This window comes from Treponema denticola, from assembly GCF_024181605.1.
GTDB lineage: Bacteria > Spirochaetota > Spirochaetia > Treponematales > Treponemataceae > Treponema_B > Treponema_B denticola_B.
Map to the genome: position 1 here is coordinate 968319 of NZ_CP054477.1, position 14978 is coordinate 983296.

At 37.0% G+C, this 14978-nt stretch carries 16 protein-coding genes; 15 read left to right on the forward strand and 1 reads right to left on the reverse strand.

Translation table 11 applies throughout. From position 1 onward, the window contains the following. Position 1: 1 nt before the first annotated feature. Complete coding sequence (gene sdaAB, locus E4N80_RS04285) at positions 2 to 664, reverse strand: L-serine ammonia-lyase, iron-sulfur-dependent subunit beta (RefSeq protein ID WP_253700644.1); 663 nt, start codon at positions 662 to 664, stop codon at positions 2 to 4. 298 nt (positions 665 to 962) lie between these two features. Between sdaAB and E4N80_RS04290 the strand changes: the two genes are divergently transcribed. From E4N80_RS04290 to citX, 15 genes are all read left to right on the forward strand, one after another. Next, positions 963 to 1358 (forward strand): DUF4418 family protein, encoded by a 396-nt coding sequence (locus E4N80_RS04290; protein ID WP_253700645.1) that lies wholly within the window; start codon positions 963 to 965, stop codon positions 1356 to 1358. Between the two features lie 34 nt (positions 1359 to 1392). Beyond that, positions 1393 to 2058, forward strand: a complete 666-nt coding sequence (locus tag E4N80_RS04295) for an ABC transporter ATP-binding protein (protein WP_253700646.1) — start codon at positions 1393 to 1395, stop codon at positions 2056 to 2058. Between the two features lie 126 nt (positions 2059 to 2184). Further along, positions 2185 to 3447, forward strand: a complete 1263-nt coding sequence (locus E4N80_RS04300) for an FTR1 family iron permease (protein ID WP_253700647.1) — start codon at positions 2185 to 2187, stop codon at positions 3445 to 3447. Positions 3448 to 3491: 44 nt separating this feature from the next. Further along, positions 3492 to 4115 (forward strand): iron transporter, encoded by a 624-nt coding sequence (locus E4N80_RS04305; RefSeq protein WP_253700648.1) that lies wholly within the window; start codon positions 3492 to 3494, stop codon positions 4113 to 4115. 88 nt (positions 4116 to 4203) lie between these two features. Continuing rightward, positions 4204 to 5472 carry a Fe-S-containing protein gene (locus E4N80_RS04310; RefSeq protein ID WP_253701044.1) on the forward strand — a complete coding sequence of 423 codons (1269 nt, stop codon included), beginning with the start codon at positions 4204 to 4206 and terminating at the stop codon, positions 5470 to 5472. Between the two features lie 24 nt (positions 5473 to 5496). Next, the gene (locus E4N80_RS04315) at positions 5497 to 6774 is read left to right on the forward strand and encodes an ABC transporter permease (protein WP_253700649.1); all 1278 of its coding nucleotides are present in this window, start codon (positions 5497 to 5499) and stop codon (positions 6772 to 6774) included. Between the two features lie 33 nt (positions 6775 to 6807). After that, a complete protein-coding gene (locus E4N80_RS04320; protein WP_253700650.1) occupies positions 6808 to 7944 on the forward strand; it encodes an ABC transporter permease in 1137 nt (378 codons plus the stop codon). A gap of 28 nt (positions 7945 to 7972) precedes the next feature. Next, on the forward strand, positions 7973 to 8665 hold the full coding sequence (locus tag E4N80_RS04325; protein ID WP_253700651.1) for an ABC transporter ATP-binding protein: 693 nt from the start codon (positions 7973 to 7975) through the stop codon (positions 8663 to 8665). Continuing rightward, a complete protein-coding gene (locus E4N80_RS04330; protein ID WP_253700652.1) occupies positions 8662 to 9099 on the forward strand; it encodes an FMN-binding protein in 438 nt (145 codons plus the stop codon). Before E4N80_RS04325 ends, E4N80_RS04330 begins: the two co-directional genes overlap by 4 nt. A gap of 18 nt (positions 9100 to 9117) precedes the next feature. Beyond that, the gene (locus tag E4N80_RS04335) at positions 9118 to 10329 is read left to right on the forward strand and encodes an ABC transporter permease (protein WP_253700653.1); all 1212 of its coding nucleotides are present in this window, start codon (positions 9118 to 9120) and stop codon (positions 10327 to 10329) included. A 101-nt stretch (positions 10330 to 10430) separates the two neighbouring features. Next, positions 10431 to 11102 (forward strand): DUF2259 domain-containing protein, encoded by a 672-nt coding sequence (locus E4N80_RS04340; protein WP_253700654.1) that lies wholly within the window; start codon positions 10431 to 10433, stop codon positions 11100 to 11102. Between the two features lie 81 nt (positions 11103 to 11183). Next, complete coding sequence (locus tag E4N80_RS04345) at positions 11184 to 12029, forward strand: fumarate hydratase (protein ID WP_002671202.1); 846 nt, start codon at positions 11184 to 11186, stop codon at positions 12027 to 12029. A 14-nt stretch (positions 12030 to 12043) separates the two neighbouring features. After that, positions 12044 to 12607: a Fe-S-containing hydro-lyase gene (locus E4N80_RS04350; protein WP_002669045.1), complete on the forward strand. Its 564-nt coding sequence runs from the start codon at positions 12044 to 12046 to the stop codon at positions 12605 to 12607. Between the two features lie 7 nt (positions 12608 to 12614). Beyond that, positions 12615 to 13643, forward strand: coding sequence for a nucleotidyl transferase family protein (locus E4N80_RS04355; RefSeq protein WP_253700655.1), 1029 nt, complete (start codon positions 12615 to 12617; stop codon positions 13641 to 13643). Between the two features lie 17 nt (positions 13644 to 13660). Next, positions 13661 to 14956 carry a citrate lyase holo-[acyl-carrier protein] synthase gene (citX, locus tag E4N80_RS04360; RefSeq protein WP_253700656.1) on the forward strand — a complete coding sequence of 432 codons (1296 nt, stop codon included), beginning with the start codon at positions 13661 to 13663 and terminating at the stop codon, positions 14954 to 14956. Positions 14957 to 14978 lie beyond the last annotated feature (22 nt).

Sequence of the window (14978 nt, forward strand, 5' to 3'; positions counted from 1 at the left end):
ATTATACCGGCTGAATCAGGATAACATTGTAGATGTGGTCTATTTGCAAAATGTCCTCCTTTAATTCCGGGCCGACGCTTAAACCGTCCATTTGAAGGCACATTGTGGCGGTTCCGCCGCGGTAATCTCTTCCGATATGAATTTGCGAAATATTTATCTTGTGTTTTGCCGTTACGCTTGTTATGGCGGCTATTCTTCCGGGGATATCTTGATATTCTACTACCAGTGTAGGGTTTTTACCGCTTAACTCTACAGGTTTTCCGTTTATTTTAGTAATCAGAATATTTCCGCCCCCTATGGAGGAGCCTTGCACGGAAATCTCTTTTCCGTCAATACCCGTCAGCTCAATCAATGCAGTGTTGGGATGGGCATTAGGAATATCTATAGACTCAAAGCTTATGTCCAAACCTTGCTCTTTTGCAAGGGTCAGGCTGTTTCTTATACGCTCGTTTTCGGGTTTCATTCCCATAATACCTGCAGCAATGGCCCTGTCGGTACCGTGCCCCTTATAGGTGTAGGCAAAAGAACCGTGCAAATAAACTCTTGCTTTTATAGCAGGTTCTGCAAGAAGAACCCTTGTTAAATATCCGATTCTGACGGCTCCTGCCGTATGCGAACTGGACGGCCCTATCATAATCGGACCTATAATATCGAAAACATCCATATTAATCGATATTATATAAAAAAAAATTGCTGAGGTCAATATGACGGGTATATAAAAACCTTGTTGGTTTTTATATACCCGTCGAGTTTTTCATAAGGCTTTATATATCAAGAATTTATGAAAAACATCGCAAGTTGGATTTAAGGAAAACCTCTAAAAACTGAAGTTTTTAGAGGTTACCATAAATTAAATTGCAAAAAATAACATTGTTTATGTAATATAGGGTTGACATTTTTTTTTGATGTGTCTATACTCAAGATTGTATTTTAAATTTTATAAATTAATAGGAAGGGAAAATATGAAAAGATACATATTCAGTGCACTCATTATTATAATCGGTTTATTGGTTTTATTTGCTCCGTTCGGCTTTGCCCATGTATGTCATCCTAAGGCTGACGGCAGTTTTATGAAATGTCATTGGATGGGAGAAGCTGTTAGGTTGTTAGGGGGGCTGATAGCCTTATCAGGACTTGCTTTTTTTATTTGTAAAAAATCGCGCTTCGGAATATCCGTCTACAATATTGGAACCGGACTAAGTCTTATTTTGCTTGAAACCCTTGTTATAGGTACCTGTAAGCACTCAAATATGAGCTGTAATGTTTATACAAAGCCTATAGTTATTTTATTGGCTATCGCTTTGATTGCATCAAGTCTTATTTATGTTTTTCTTTCGCGCAAAGAAAAAGTTGAGTAATTTATCGAATGACTAATCGATAAAAAGGCAGCTTATGCTTTTAAAAACAAAATCCCTTTGCAAATCTTTTGCCAGAGGTAAAAATTCTTTTTTTGCAGTAAAAAATGTTGAGTTTTCCATTTCGGCTTCCGATTTTGTATTCATTGTAGGGCGTTCGGGTTCGGGAAAAACAACCTTTCTTAATTTAATATCAGGTATTTTAGATCCTACGCAGGGGCAGGTCTTTTTTGAAGATGAGGATATTTTATCTATGAGCGATACCGCTAAGAGCTTTTACCGCAATGAGTCGATAGGCTTTGTTCCTCAGTCATTGGCTTATTTGCCGAATCTTTCGGTCTTTGATAATGTAAGAGTTCCGTTTTTTTTATTTAACAGGGACGGCGACAGTGAGGGTAGGGCTTTAAGCCTCTTGGAGCTTATGGATATAGCTCATTTAAAGAACGAGATGCCCCAAAATTTATCCGGCGGAGAAATAAAGCGAATGTTGATTGCAAGGGCTCTTATGAATTCTCCTAAATTACTTATTGCAGATGAACCTACGGCAAATCTTGACAAGGAAACTTCTGAAAAGGTTATGAATCTTATAAAAAGTGTTAATAAGCTAGGTACTGCCGTTTTAATTGTAACCCATGATTCTGAAATTTTAGATGAGAATAGTACTATATATAGAATGGATGCCGGTGAATTGAGTATTCGATGATTTTGATGCTGTTCTCATTAATTTAAAAAATTTAAAAAAATATGTAAGGGATCCTTGACATTGTTTTTTTGAGTTGGTATACTTGAAATAGATTTTGTAAGCTTTAACTACATAATTGGAGTTAATATGTTTAATAAGAGTTTTAAAAGATTTTTATCGATTTTTTTGATTTTCTTTGTTTTTTTGTTTTCTGTTTCAGCCGAAGAAAAAGAAGACTTGAGCACTTGGACTAAAATAGTCGAAAAAATGGAAATACATCTGAATAATGCATACGAATTGTATACACAGGGGAAAACCCGTGAAGCTTATGACGAAGTAAATGCCGCTTATTTTAGATATTACGAATCCAAGGGAATGGAAAAGATAACGATGAGCTATCTTTCCGGTGCACGCAAAACGGCTGTCGAAAATGCTTTTTATGAGTACAGAAAAAATGTAAAAAGCGATAAGGACAGCGAAATGATAAGAGCTCATAAGGATGCCCTTATAGCGATGCTCTACCATGATGCAGCCGAGCTTGACGGCACTTCCAATGATAAGGGCGGAAGCGGAAAATCGGCAGCTGTTGCTACCTTTATTTCCTGTTTTGTGCTTATACTGCGTGAAGGCTTGGAAGCTATTTTGGTTATAGCGGCTATTATAGCTTATCTTGTAAAAACAGGAAAAAAGAAGTACATATCTTCCGTTTACGTAGGAGCTCTTGCAGGTATTCTTGTAAGTATAGTTTTAGCCTTTTTATTCGGTTTGTTGGCTGGTGCACAAAGCGGTATAGCTCAAGAGATTTTTGAAGGTATCGGAATGTTTGTTGCCGTAATAGTTTTATTCTATGTGAGCAACTGGATGATTTCAAAGTCGGAAACGGAAGCATGGGAAAGATATATTCAAAAGAAGGTTGAATCTTCGGTATCTACCGGTAATAAATGGGTCTTGGTTTTTGCTGCCTTTATTGCTGTTGCAAGAGAAGGAGCCGAGCTTATTTTATTCTTCCAAGGTGTTCCCGTTCAAGGTGCAAGCGGTCAAAGAGCTATGATTTTAGCTATTGTGTTATCGGTTATTATTTTAGCCGGTGTTTTCCTTGCATTTAGATTTTTAAGCGTAAAACTGCCCCTAAAGCCGTTTTTTACAGTAACAAGTATTTTGATGTACATACTTTGTTTTTCGTTTACGGGAAAGGGCGTTTCGGAATTGCAGGCTGCAGGTGTAGTCGGAAAGACTATAATCCCGTGGATGCAAAGTTTTGAGTTGGATTTTTTAGGCATATATGCAACCTATGAAAGTTTGATACCTCAAATAATAGTTTTAATTACGATTATTGTGTTTTCAAGTTTATATGTCAAAAAAAATAAAAAGATTCTTGCCGAATTAAAAAAGAAAGAAGGCAAAGAATAATTAATTTAGGCCAAAAAAAATAAATATAAAAGGAGAGTTTTTAAATGAAAAAAACTTTATCTTGTATTTTTGCATTGCTTGCAATTGCTTTTGTAATTACATCATGCGAAAAAAATGAAGCAGGACAGGCTATGAAACCTGCTCCTGCTGACGAGAAAATGGCTGCCCCTAAACCCGAAGAGGAAGGAGCTGCCGGTTTTGACGAGTTCCCCATCGGTGATGAGCAAGATGCCGGAATCTTAACGGTTGCAGGTGTTTATTTTCAGCCTGTAGATATGGAACCTGCCGGTAACAGTTTGTCAAAGAACGAAGCTGACTGCCACATGGAAGCCGATATTGCCGCTAATGAAAAGGGCGCAACATTGGGTTATGGTGTAGGCGACTTTGTTCCTTACTTACATGTTAAGGCTTATATCCAAAAAGTAGGTTCTTCAAAGGTACAGGAAGTTGCATTTATGCCGATGAATGCCAGTGACGGACCTCACTATGGTGCTAATGTAAAATTTGAAGAAGGCTTAGGTAAGTACAATATCAAGTTTGAAATTAAGGCACCGGGAAATGACTATCTTATCCATGTTGACAAAGAAACAGGTGTTACCGGCCGTTTCTGGACGGAACCCATCGTTGTTGAATGGAAAGATTTTGAATGGACAGGACCTCAGTGGTAAACTTGTCCAATCGGTAGTAGTATAATTTAATACTAATTACTCATTCAATTTGTAACCGCCGAGGCTTTAGCTTGGGCGGTTACTTTTGATGTTTTGGGGGTGCACCATTTTAAAATTTTATATAAGGGTTATTGAAGCAGGCATAGGCTTTGCATTAGTCCTTGCAGTTGTTTTTGCTTCATTTAGAACTCAAAGACCCGAAAAAAAACGGTATGTTGTTTTTTTAGGTATACTCACAGGATTTATCGGCAGTATTGTTTCCGCAATATTAAGATCTATTCCTAATTACATAAATAGAACTAATTTTGCTTTTTGGTCGATGATTCCCGTCAGTATATTTTTCTTAATTTTAATTGTTCTTTTACTGTTTAAAACAAAAGCGAAAAAATCTTTATTGGACGAAAATATTTTCGGTACAACCGTTTTTTTATATACGGCTGCAACGATATTTTATTATCTTCCCGTTATAATAACTCTTTCTACAACCTTGGTTAATTACGGCGAAAGTGCGGTAAGCACCCTCGTTTTATATAGACTTATAGGCTACTTGCTCGGAATAGTTTTTATTATTCTTGCAAGTCTTTCAATTTATAAAACCTTGATAAAGTTATCCGATATCGAATTAAATATTACAGTAATAGCTTCTCTTTGTATTTTAGGGATAACTCAAATTGTAGTAATAATCCAGCGTTTATATTCTTTAAGAATAATTCCGCGGAATGATTTTATCTTTTGGTTTATTGCAAGCGTGGTAAATAACGGAAACTTTTTTATATTTGCCGTCATTGTGTTTATAATGTTTGCTCCGATTCTTTTATGGAAAAAAAATATTAAAATTACCGAAGCATATAATAATAATGCCGAATTAAGAAAAATAAAAGCAAAAAAGCGTAATGCAAAAAGATGGGCTCGATTTTCTTTAAGCCTTTTATTGATTTCGGTTTTTTCTTTATCTTTTTTGCGTTTTTATGTAGACAGAGAAGTTCCTTTGTCTCCGCCTGAAGATTATACAATCGAAGAGGGTCTGGCTGTTATTTCCTTAGAGCAATTGGAAGATGATAAACTTCACCGCTATGAATATATAACGGAACAAGGAATCAGTATGCGTTTTATTGCCATAAAAAAAAGTGAAAACTCTTACGGTGTAGGCCTTGATGCCTGCGATATATGCGGTCCAAGCGGTTATTTTGAACGGAATAATGAAGTAATCTGTAAACTTTGCGATGTAGTTATGAATAAGGCTACCATAGGTTTTCCCGGAGGATGCAATCCTGTTCCGATTCCTTATATTGTACATGACGGGAATATTAAAATAAAGATATCAGACCTTGAGTCCGAGGCTCATCGTTTTAAATAGTAAAAAGTTTTTATAGGGGAAGTTATGTTTTGGAGAATGATAGCAGGGTCACTTTTTAGACAAAAAGGAAAAATGGTAATGATAGCTTTTACCATTGCCCTAGGTGCAAGTCTTTCAACTTCTATGCTTAACACAATGCTTGGTGTAGGGGATAAGGTAAACCAAGAGCTTAAAACATACGGAGCCAATATCAATGTTGCTCATAAAGAATCTTCTCTTTTAGATGATATTTACGGAGAAGAATCCGGAAACACAAAAAAATTCTTAAAAGAAGATGAATTGTATAAAATTAAGACCATATTTTGGGCATACAATATTGTCGATTATGCGCCTTTTTTAAATGTGCAAGTAGATTATGACCGAGCGGATAAACCTGTCCGTATGTCGGGTACATGGTTCGATTTTAGAATAGACTTACATACGGGGCAGGAAGTTATAACCGGAATAAGAAGAATGCGTACATGGTGGGAAGTAAACGGAAACTGGGTTTCGGATGATGATAATTCTTCCTGTATGGTAGGAAGTCTTTTTGCAGGAAGGAATAACTTAAAGGTAGGGGACGAGATAAAACTTACAGGTGCTGCAGCCTCTAAAACATTAAAGATCTCTGCAATTTTTAATTCGGGAAGCAATGAAGATGATGTAATTTTTACTACATTGCATACAGCCCAAGAATTTTTAGGAAAGGCAAATGTTTGTGAAAGCATCGAGGTAAGTGCTTTGACAACTCCCGACAATGATTTGGCAAGAAAGGCCGCAAGAAGCCCTTTAAGTTTAACGATAAAAGAAATGGAAATATGGTATTGCACCGCCTATGTAAGCAGTATCTGTTATCAGATTCAGGAGGTTATGACGGATGCGGTTGCAAAGCCGATAAGACAGGTGGCCGAATCAGAAGGTGCTATCTTAAATAAGACAACCTTGTTAATGCTTTTAATTACCGTTTTAAGTTTGATCGCTTCAGCTCTAGGTATTTCAAACTTGGTAACGGCGAGCGTTATGGATAGAAGGGCTGAAATCGGTTTAAAAAAAGCGATCGGGGCAAGTAATACGGCCGTTACCGTTTCGGTTTTAACTGAGGTTATGGTAATAGGAATTATCGGCGGTGCCGCAGGATATTTTATAGGATTGGGTTTAACGCAGATAATAGGTCGAAGCGTTTTCGGTTCTGCAATTCCGCCGGCTCCCATGGTTATTCCCATTGTGGTTCTTATCATTTTTTTGATTACCCTTTTGGGAAGTTTTCCGTCGGTGAAATATTTATTAAAGCTAAACCCCACGGAAGTTTTGCACGGAAAATAAACGTTCCCGTTTAAGGTGTTAAGGATGTAAGATATGACTAAAAATAAGATGTATTTTAAAATGATAATGAGTTCTTTATTGCGGCGCCGTTCAAGAATGTTGGTAGCTTTACTGGCTATTGCAATCGGTTCAACCGTTTTATCGGGCTTATTAACTATTTACTACGACATTCCGCGGCAGATGGGAACAGTGTTCCGCTCATACGGGGCAAATATGATATTTCTTCCTTCCGAAAGCGATGCAAAAATAAAAAAAGAACAAATCGATAAAATTAAAAAAGAAATCGACTCAGGCAAACTTGTAGGTTTTGCTCCTTATATTTATAAACCTGCAAAGGTAAACGAGCAGCCCTATATGATAGCAGCTACCGATCTTATAAGTGCAAAGAACAATAGTCCATATTGGCTGGTGCGGGGACAATGGCCTAAAGAAAAAAAGGAAGTTTTAATCGGCCATGAAATAAGTAAGGCCATAGGTTTATCTCTAGGAGATAATTTTATTGTAAACACTCCGAAACCTGACGGAGATGTAACCGTAAACGAGTTTAAGGTTTCAGGCATAGTTACAACAGGTGGTGTCGAAGAAGAGTTTATCTTTATGAGCCTTGAGGATATAAAAAATATTATAGGCTATAATGATGCCTTCGATGTAATTGAGTGCAGTATTGACGGAAACAGGGACTATCTTAATTTAATTGCCGAAAAAGTTTTAAACGATGTAAAAGGTATTACCCCCCGTCTTGTAAAGCGTGTTACCGAATCTCAGGATACGGTTTTAAGTAAACTTCAGGCCCTTGTTTGGATTGTTACCATTATTGTTTTGTTTTTGACTATGATATGTGTAACTACTACCATGATGGCCGTAGTGGTGGAACGCCGAAAAGAAATAGGCTTAAAAAAAGCTTTAGGCGCTTCAAATAAAAGTGTTGTTATAGATTTTTTGGGAGAAGCGGTTATGCTTGGGCTCATGGGCGGTATTTTAGGAATAGGGCTCGGTTACTTATTTGCAAATAATGTAAGTATAAGTGTTTTTGCAAGAGAAGTTTCCTTTCCCATAAGACTGGCGCCTTTTACCGTAATTTCTTCTATTGTTATAACTATTGTTGCCTCCCTCTTTCCCGTAAGGGCAACTGTGGATGTGGACCCTGCTCTTGTTTTGCGCGGAGAGTAATCTTAAATTTTAAGGAGAATTTGAATTTATGAATATTTTAACCTTAACCGAAATTTCTAAAATATATGGAGATCTTAAAGCCCTCGATAAAATAAATTTAACGGTTGAAGAGGGAGAGTGGCTTTCTATAATGGGGCCTTCGGGTTCAGGTAAAACCACATTGATGAACATAATCGGCTGTATGGATAAGCCTTCTTTAGGAAAAATTGATTTGGCGGGTCAGGACATTTCAAAACTTTCTTCTAAAGAATTGACGATAGTCAGGCGGGATATGATAGGGTTGGTTTTTCAACAATTTCACCTTGTAAATTATCTTACAGCCCTTGAAAATGTTATGATGGCTCAGTACTATCACAGCCTCCCCGATGAAAAGGAAGCTCTTGAAGCCCTTGAAAGTGTGGGTTTAAAAGAAAGAGCCAAGCATCTGCCCAATCAATTATCGGGAGGAGAACAGCAGCGTGTCTGTATTGCCCGTGCCCTGATAAATCATCCCAAGCTCCTGCTTGCCGATGAACCTACGGGAAACCTTGACGAAAAGAACGAAAAACTTGTAATGGAAATTTTTGAAAAACTCCATAATGCGGGAAGTACAATCATAGTTGTAACCCATGATCCTGAGGTTGCAGATCAGGCTGAACGGATGGTTGTTCTTGAGCACGGTAAAATAGCAAGAATTGAAAAAATGAGCAGGGTGAGACCCTCAATAGGAGAGAATGTATGAAAAATTATAAAATTATTTTGGCTGCACTGTGTTTTATCTGTATTTTTTCTTGTTCAAAAACGGAAACAAAGAAGAGTGTAAAATACAAAGACGGCGTTTATAAGTCTTTTGCCAATATTAAAGACGATTGGGGCGGAACAGCCGAGGTTGAAATAAAAATTGAAGATGGTAAGATTGTTGAGTGTACATTTTTGTCTTACGAAAAAAACGGCAATCTAAAAGGGCCTGAATACGGAAAGGTTGACGGAGTTATAAAAAATATGGGGCTTTATAAAATTGCTCAAGCTTCCGTTTTAAGAGCTGCGGAGTACGGTCAAAAATTGATTGAAACTCAAAACATTGATGATGTCGATGTAATAGCCGGTGCTTCAATTTCTTATAAACTGTTTAAAGATGCGGTTGAAAATGCATTACAGGATGCAAAAGAAAATTAAGGAAACCTCTAAAAAACTATGGAAAATTTACAAATAAAAAAACTGACCGTATTTGAGCTTGCAAAATTAAATATCAAAAGAAAACCTTTTAGAACTGCAAGCCTAATTATTCTTACGGCTGTTTTAGCCTTTAGTCTTTTTGCAGGCAGTTTTTTGGTAAAAAGTTTAAGGGGCGGAATGTTGTCGCTTTCGAATCGTCTGGGTGCGGATATTATTGTCGTGCCCCAAGGTTATGACTCAAAGATTGAAAGTGCCTTATTGAGAGGGGAGCCTAATAGTTTTTATTTTGATACGGAAGTCGTAGAACGTATAAAAAAAATTGAAGGGGTTGAACTTGCATCTCCCCAGCTTTTTATTGCGACCCTCTCCGCGGGCTGCTGTTCTTTTCCTTTACAGATTATAGGTATCGATTTTGATTCAGATTTTAATGTAAAACCTTGGCTTAAAAAACAGATAAAACTTCCTCTTTTGGATAATCAAATTGTAGCCGGAAGTAATGTGTCCGGTGATTATAATTCTCAAGTAAAATTTTTTAATCAGCCCTTTGTAATTGCAGGCCGTTTGACTAAAACGGGAATGGGGTTTGATAATTCCATTTTTATGACAATAGAAAATGCAAGGAAGCTTGCAAAAGAGTATGAAAGAATTACGCAGCATCCTGTTGCAAAAAATGAAAATTTGATTTCAAGTGTTATGGTAAGGATTAATCCGAGATATGACGCAGGTGAGGTAGCTAAAAAGATAAGAGAAGAATTTAAGGGAGAAGAAATTTATCCTTTAATATCGAAGAGGATGATGACAAATATATCTTCAAGTATTTCAAGCTTAAATGTCTATGTTTATATCCTTATTGTGATCCTATGGATTCTTTCATTTATCGTGTTGGCTGTTTCTTTTTCTTCGATTTTTAATGAGCGTAAAGAAGAATTCGGAATGTTGAGGATAATAGGAAGTACCAAAAAGAAGTTATTTGAACTTGCGGTTTTAGAATCTCTTATGATAAGTATGTCGGGAGCAATTATAGGAACGGTTCTTTCATGTTTGATTATGTTTTTATTTAATCAGGCAATTGTTACAGGAATGAAGATGCCTTTTTTAAACCCTTCTTTTCTTTGGACTTTTGTTTGCTTCCTTTTGACCTTTGCCCTTATTTCGGTAATCGGCCCCCTTGCAGCCCTTAAAACTATGTATAGTTTTACAAAAGAAGAACCGGCTTTATCAAAATCTTAAAAGCCGGATTTATTGCATAAAAGTTTGGCTTTATCTCAATTTTAAAAAGGCTTTAGTTATTTTTTTAAAAACCGATATTTTAGACAGATGAGAGGTGTATTATGCGTAAAGCTATGATTTCTTTTTGTTTTATTTTTTGTTCTTTTTTTCTGTTTGCAGGCGATATTGCGACCTTTGTTAATTTAGGTTTTTCGGCTGACGGAAGTAAATTTGCTTTCGGACAATACGGGTTAACCGATCAAACCTATCGTGCCTATGCAGAAATTTATGGGGTAGATGTAGCAGAAAATAAGTTTTTACCTTCAGGACGCTTTATAACAAGTCCGACATCTGAAACAGCCGATAAAGACAGTAAAAATATATTTTTAAGCCTTTTGGATAGGGCTAATCCTTCTCTTTTAAAATGGAAGATAAGCGATAAAAATGAAGGAAGAGCTATTTATGCAGCTACGGATTCTACAATAAACGAAACCACCTTGATTTTTAAAGACTTTGAAACTAATGACGAGTATAAGGTAATGTTATACAAGGATAAAAAATCCAATTTAGAAGCTTCCTTTTATATTGAAGTTGAAATCATCAAACCTAACGGAAATAAGATAAAGAAAACAGTCGGTCAAAAAGGTAAAACCAGATCAGGTGTACGGGACTACGCAATAAAAAAAGTAATTATCGATAACACAAATACAAGCCTCATTGTTGTAATCGAAAAACATCAATATGATAAACTGGGAAACTCCATCCGCTACATGGTAGAAACTATTAAGCTGTAAGTCTACTTCTTATCAATTGACAGTAATCTTTTAATGTTCTATAATTACCCCCAAGAATAACTTTTGGGGGTATTTTTGAGTATGCACATTGTAGAAGCAAAAAAAATTACGGAAGAAGTTAAGAGGATGGCTATTGAAGCCGCTTATTATCTTCCGCAAGATGTATTGACAAGTTTAAAGATGTCGCGGGAAGCAGAGAAATGGAGCTTAGCCCGTGATACTCTCGATCAGATTATAGAAAACGCCGATATTGCAAAAAATACGAATTCGCCCATGTGCCAAGATACGGGAATGGCTGTAGTTTTTGTTACGATTGGGCAAGATGTTCACATTGAAGGCGGCTATATTGAAGATGCTATAAATGAGGGCGTAAGACAGGGCTATACGGAAGGTTATTTAAGAAAATCCGTTGTTGCCGATCCCGTTTACAACAGGGTAAACACAAAGGATAATACGCCTGCCGTAATCCATTATAATATCGTACCCGGCGATAAACTTCATATTATGTTTGCAGGCAAGGGTTTCGGTTCCGAGAACATGTCCCGCCTTGGAATGTTAAAACCCTCCGACGGTCTTGAGGGGGTAAAAAAATTCATATTGGAAACTGTAGAACTTGCAGGGCCTAACCCCTGTCCTCCCATAGTTGTAGGTGTCGGAATAGGCGGTACCGTAGATAAGGTAACCTTAATAGCAAAAAAAGCCTTGATGAGACCTATGGATAGTTATAATCCAGATCCTTTCTATGCTAACCTCGAAAAAGAAATGCTTGAGAAAGTCAACGCCTTAGGTATAGGCCCCCAAGGTTACGGAGGTAAGACTACGGCTTTAAGGGTTTTAATTGAAACCTATCCCACACATATTGCAGGTCTTCCTATTTGTGTAAATATAAACTGTCATGCAACACGCCATAAGGAAGTTACTTTATAAGGGAGGAAGGAAAAATGTCTGAGATGAAAAAACTTACAACACCATTTACAAGGGAAGATTTAAAAGATGTTAAGGCCGGAGATATTGTTTTATTGAACGGCTATATTTATACAGGAAGAGATGCAGCTCACAAACGCCTATGCGAACTTTTAGAAAAGGGAGAAAAACTCCCCATAGATGTAAAGGGGGCTGTCATGTACTATGTAGGGCCTAGCCCTGCAAAGCCCGGAGAGCCCATAGGTTCTGCAGGGCCTACAACCAGTTACAGAATGGATGCCTACACGCCTCAGCTTTTAGATGAGGGGCTTATGGCTATGGTCGGAAAAGGAAAAAGAAACGATGAGGTAGTTGCAAAAATAATCGAACATGGAGCTTGTTATTTTGCTGCCATCGGAGGAGCCGCTGCCTTGATTAAAAGCCGAATTAAATCGGCCGAAGTTATCTGCTATGAAGATTTGGGAGCTGAAGCTGTCCGGAAGCTCTATGTTGAAGATTTTCCTGTAACCTGCATAATCGATTCTAAGGGGAACAACCTTTATAAACTGGGACGCGAAGAATACTTAAAAAGCCTAAATTAAAAGGTAGATGACTAATTTACAAAAAATTAACCTAGAGCTTAAAAGTCAAAAAGAAAAATTTACAGCTCTTTTAAAAGAAAATGGCCTTATTGCGGACTCCCTTGAAAGTGTTTACGGCATTTTTGATGAAGCCGACAATTTGGCCGCCTGCGGAGGGCGGGAAAAAAATATCTTAAAATGCTTTGCCGTAAAAGATGAATTTAAGGGCATCGGTCTTACCGACGAGATTTTATCGGCCCTCTTAAAAGACGCTTACGGAGAAGGTTATAAGTTCTTTTTTATATTTACAAAAAGATCAAGCGTTTCTTTTTTTACGGGGGCAGGTTTTATAAACTTAGCCTCATCGGATGATTCTTCCTTATTATACAGGGGAGAAAAAACCGTAGAGGAGGTTTTAAAGAATGAGCTCTTTCCTTATTGCCCTGACGGTATACCTTACGGTATAAGCGATGAGGGAAATGCAGCCATAGTTATGAATGCAAATCCCTTTACCCTCGGCCACAGATATTTAATAGAAAAAGCCTTAGACTATTGCGGAAGCAAGAGCCGCCTTTTTGTTTTTGCCGTTGAGACAGACAAAAGTTTTTTTTCTTTTAATGACCGTTTTATGCTTATCAAAAAAAATACGGAAGACTTAAAAAATGTAGTAGTGCTTCCTTCATCTCAATTTTTAATAAGCGGAGCGACATTTCCGTCCTATTTTTTAAAAGAAAAAAGTTTAATAAGCAAAAATCAAACTCAGCTTGATGCAAGGATATTTTTAAAATATTTTGTACCTCTTTTTAATATTAAAATCCGCTTTTTGGGAGAAGAACCATTAGATCCGAGTACCGAAATATATAATCAAACTCTATTGAATGAGCTTCCTCCTCAATGTGAGGTAAAAATAATTGAGCGTAAAAAAACTCAAAATCAGCAAATCATTTCCGCAACGCAAGTTCGAAAGGCATTTCAAAATAATAGTCTTGAAGATGTCCGATCCTTTTTACCCGAAACTACTTATAATTTTTTAAGGTCTTTAAAACAAAAAGACTAATTGATACCGGAGAAAAGATGAGTTTATCCTTATTGGAAAAAAGAGAAAAAACCGACTCCTTTGAAAAAGAGCTTTTAAGCCGTTTTCCTTTTAAAACACTTGTAGTAATCAGGGCCAATATTCCGGGCGGAAAAAAGGGCTCAATCGAATCGAATTGGATTGTATACCGCATTTTTTTGGAATGTAAAAAAAAGATGGCCCCTATAAAAATTTTTCATTCCTATACTGATGAAGAAGGCTTAATCTTTTTTTTGATTGTAGATGCTCCGCCCTTGGAAGTAAAAGCCTTGAGCATAAAAATTGAAGATGATGAATCCCTTGGCCGTCTTGCCGATATTGATGTTTTAACTGCGGAAAAACTTTTTTCGCGTAATGATTTTCCCCAAAATAATAAGAGGCGGAAATGTTTTTTATGCGAAAAAGATGCCGTGATCTGTGCGAGAAGCCGTGCTCATTCCCAAAAAGAAATAATGAATTTTATCTTAAAAAAAGTTCATGAAGATTGGTCTAACAATGGGGATATTTTTGAGCTTTTGGGTAATTTAACCGAAAGCTCCCTACTTGCAGAGCTTTGCCGTCCATTGGGCTTCGGCTGTGTTACGGCTAATTCTCAAGGCTCCCACAAGGATATGGATTTTTTACTCATGCTTGAATGTATTCCCCTGATAGGGAATGCAATTAAAAATTTAAGCGAAAAAGATTGCGAATCCTTTGAGGCCTTGCGTGAGTATGGAAAAAAACAAGAAAAAAAACTGTTCGATTTAACGGGCGGGGTAAACACCTATAAGGGGGCCTTATTTTTGCTTCTTATCTTAAATGCCTGCACATTCCGTATAATAAAAGAAAAAAAAACTTTCACCGATTTAAGCAAAGAAATTGCAGACTTTTCTCTTCCCTTAAAAAAAGATTTTGAGCTTAGAGCCTGCTCCCCGTCTTCTTTACAAGCCTTTAATAATTTAGGGAGCGGGGGAGTGAGGGGCTTAGCCCTTTCAGGCTTTGCAGAACACTTTCAAAATTGGCTTCCCCTCTATAAAAAAACTTTTTCGGAAGGCGGGGACTTTGTAAAAATTATTGTTAAGATGATTGAAAGCACCTGCGACACTACAATTATAAAACGCAAGGGCGAAAAAGCCCTACTTGATGTACAAAAAAAAGCTCAAGAATTGCTTTGTATAAAGGATAAACCGGCCCAAGAAACTTCTATAAAGGAATTCTCGGCATGGTGCGAAAAAAACAATATCTCCACTGGCGGCACCGCCGATAAGATTATCATTTTGTATAATCTGGCACTGATAAGGGAGATTTTTGTTTGACATAGCTTATAAAAACGTATAT

Bases quoted from the DNA above. Each gene is read 5' to 3' on its own strand.
- sdaAB (WP_253700644.1), bottom strand. From the start codon at position 664: ATGGATGTTTTCGATATTATAGGTCCGATTATGATAGGGCCGTCCAGT.
- E4N80_RS04290 (WP_253700645.1), top strand. From the start codon at position 963: ATGAAAAGATACATATTCAGTGCACTCATTATTATAATCGGTTTATTG.
- E4N80_RS04295 (WP_253700646.1), top strand. From the start codon at position 1,393: ATGCTTTTAAAAACAAAATCCCTTTGCAAATCTTTTGCCAGAGGTAAA.
- E4N80_RS04300 (WP_253700647.1), top strand. From the start codon at position 2,185: ATGTTTAATAAGAGTTTTAAAAGATTTTTATCGATTTTTTTGATTTTC.
- E4N80_RS04305 (WP_253700648.1), top strand. From the start codon at position 3,492: ATGAAAAAAACTTTATCTTGTATTTTTGCATTGCTTGCAATTGCTTTT.
- E4N80_RS04310 (WP_253701044.1), top strand. From the start codon at position 4,204: ATGTTTTGGGGGTGCACCATTTTAAAATTTTATATAAGGGTTATTGAA.
- E4N80_RS04315 (WP_253700649.1), top strand. From the start codon at position 5,497: ATGTTTTGGAGAATGATAGCAGGGTCACTTTTTAGACAAAAAGGAAAA.
- E4N80_RS04320 (WP_253700650.1), top strand. From the start codon at position 6,808: ATGACTAAAAATAAGATGTATTTTAAAATGATAATGAGTTCTTTATTG.
- E4N80_RS04325 (WP_253700651.1), top strand. From the start codon at position 7,973: ATGAATATTTTAACCTTAACCGAAATTTCTAAAATATATGGAGATCTT.
- E4N80_RS04330 (WP_253700652.1), top strand. From the start codon at position 8,662: ATGAAAAATTATAAAATTATTTTGGCTGCACTGTGTTTTATCTGTATT.
- E4N80_RS04335 (WP_253700653.1), top strand. From the start codon at position 9,118: ATGGAAAATTTACAAATAAAAAAACTGACCGTATTTGAGCTTGCAAAA.
- E4N80_RS04340 (WP_253700654.1), top strand. From the start codon at position 10,431: ATGCGTAAAGCTATGATTTCTTTTTGTTTTATTTTTTGTTCTTTTTTT.
- E4N80_RS04345 (WP_002671202.1), top strand. From the start codon at position 11,184: ATGCACATTGTAGAAGCAAAAAAAATTACGGAAGAAGTTAAGAGGATG.
- E4N80_RS04350 (WP_002669045.1), top strand. From the start codon at position 12,044: ATGTCTGAGATGAAAAAACTTACAACACCATTTACAAGGGAAGATTTA.
- E4N80_RS04355 (WP_253700655.1), top strand. From the start codon at position 12,615: ATGACTAATTTACAAAAAATTAACCTAGAGCTTAAAAGTCAAAAAGAA.
- citX (WP_253700656.1), top strand. From the start codon at position 13,661: ATGAGTTTATCCTTATTGGAAAAAAGAGAAAAAACCGACTCCTTTGAA.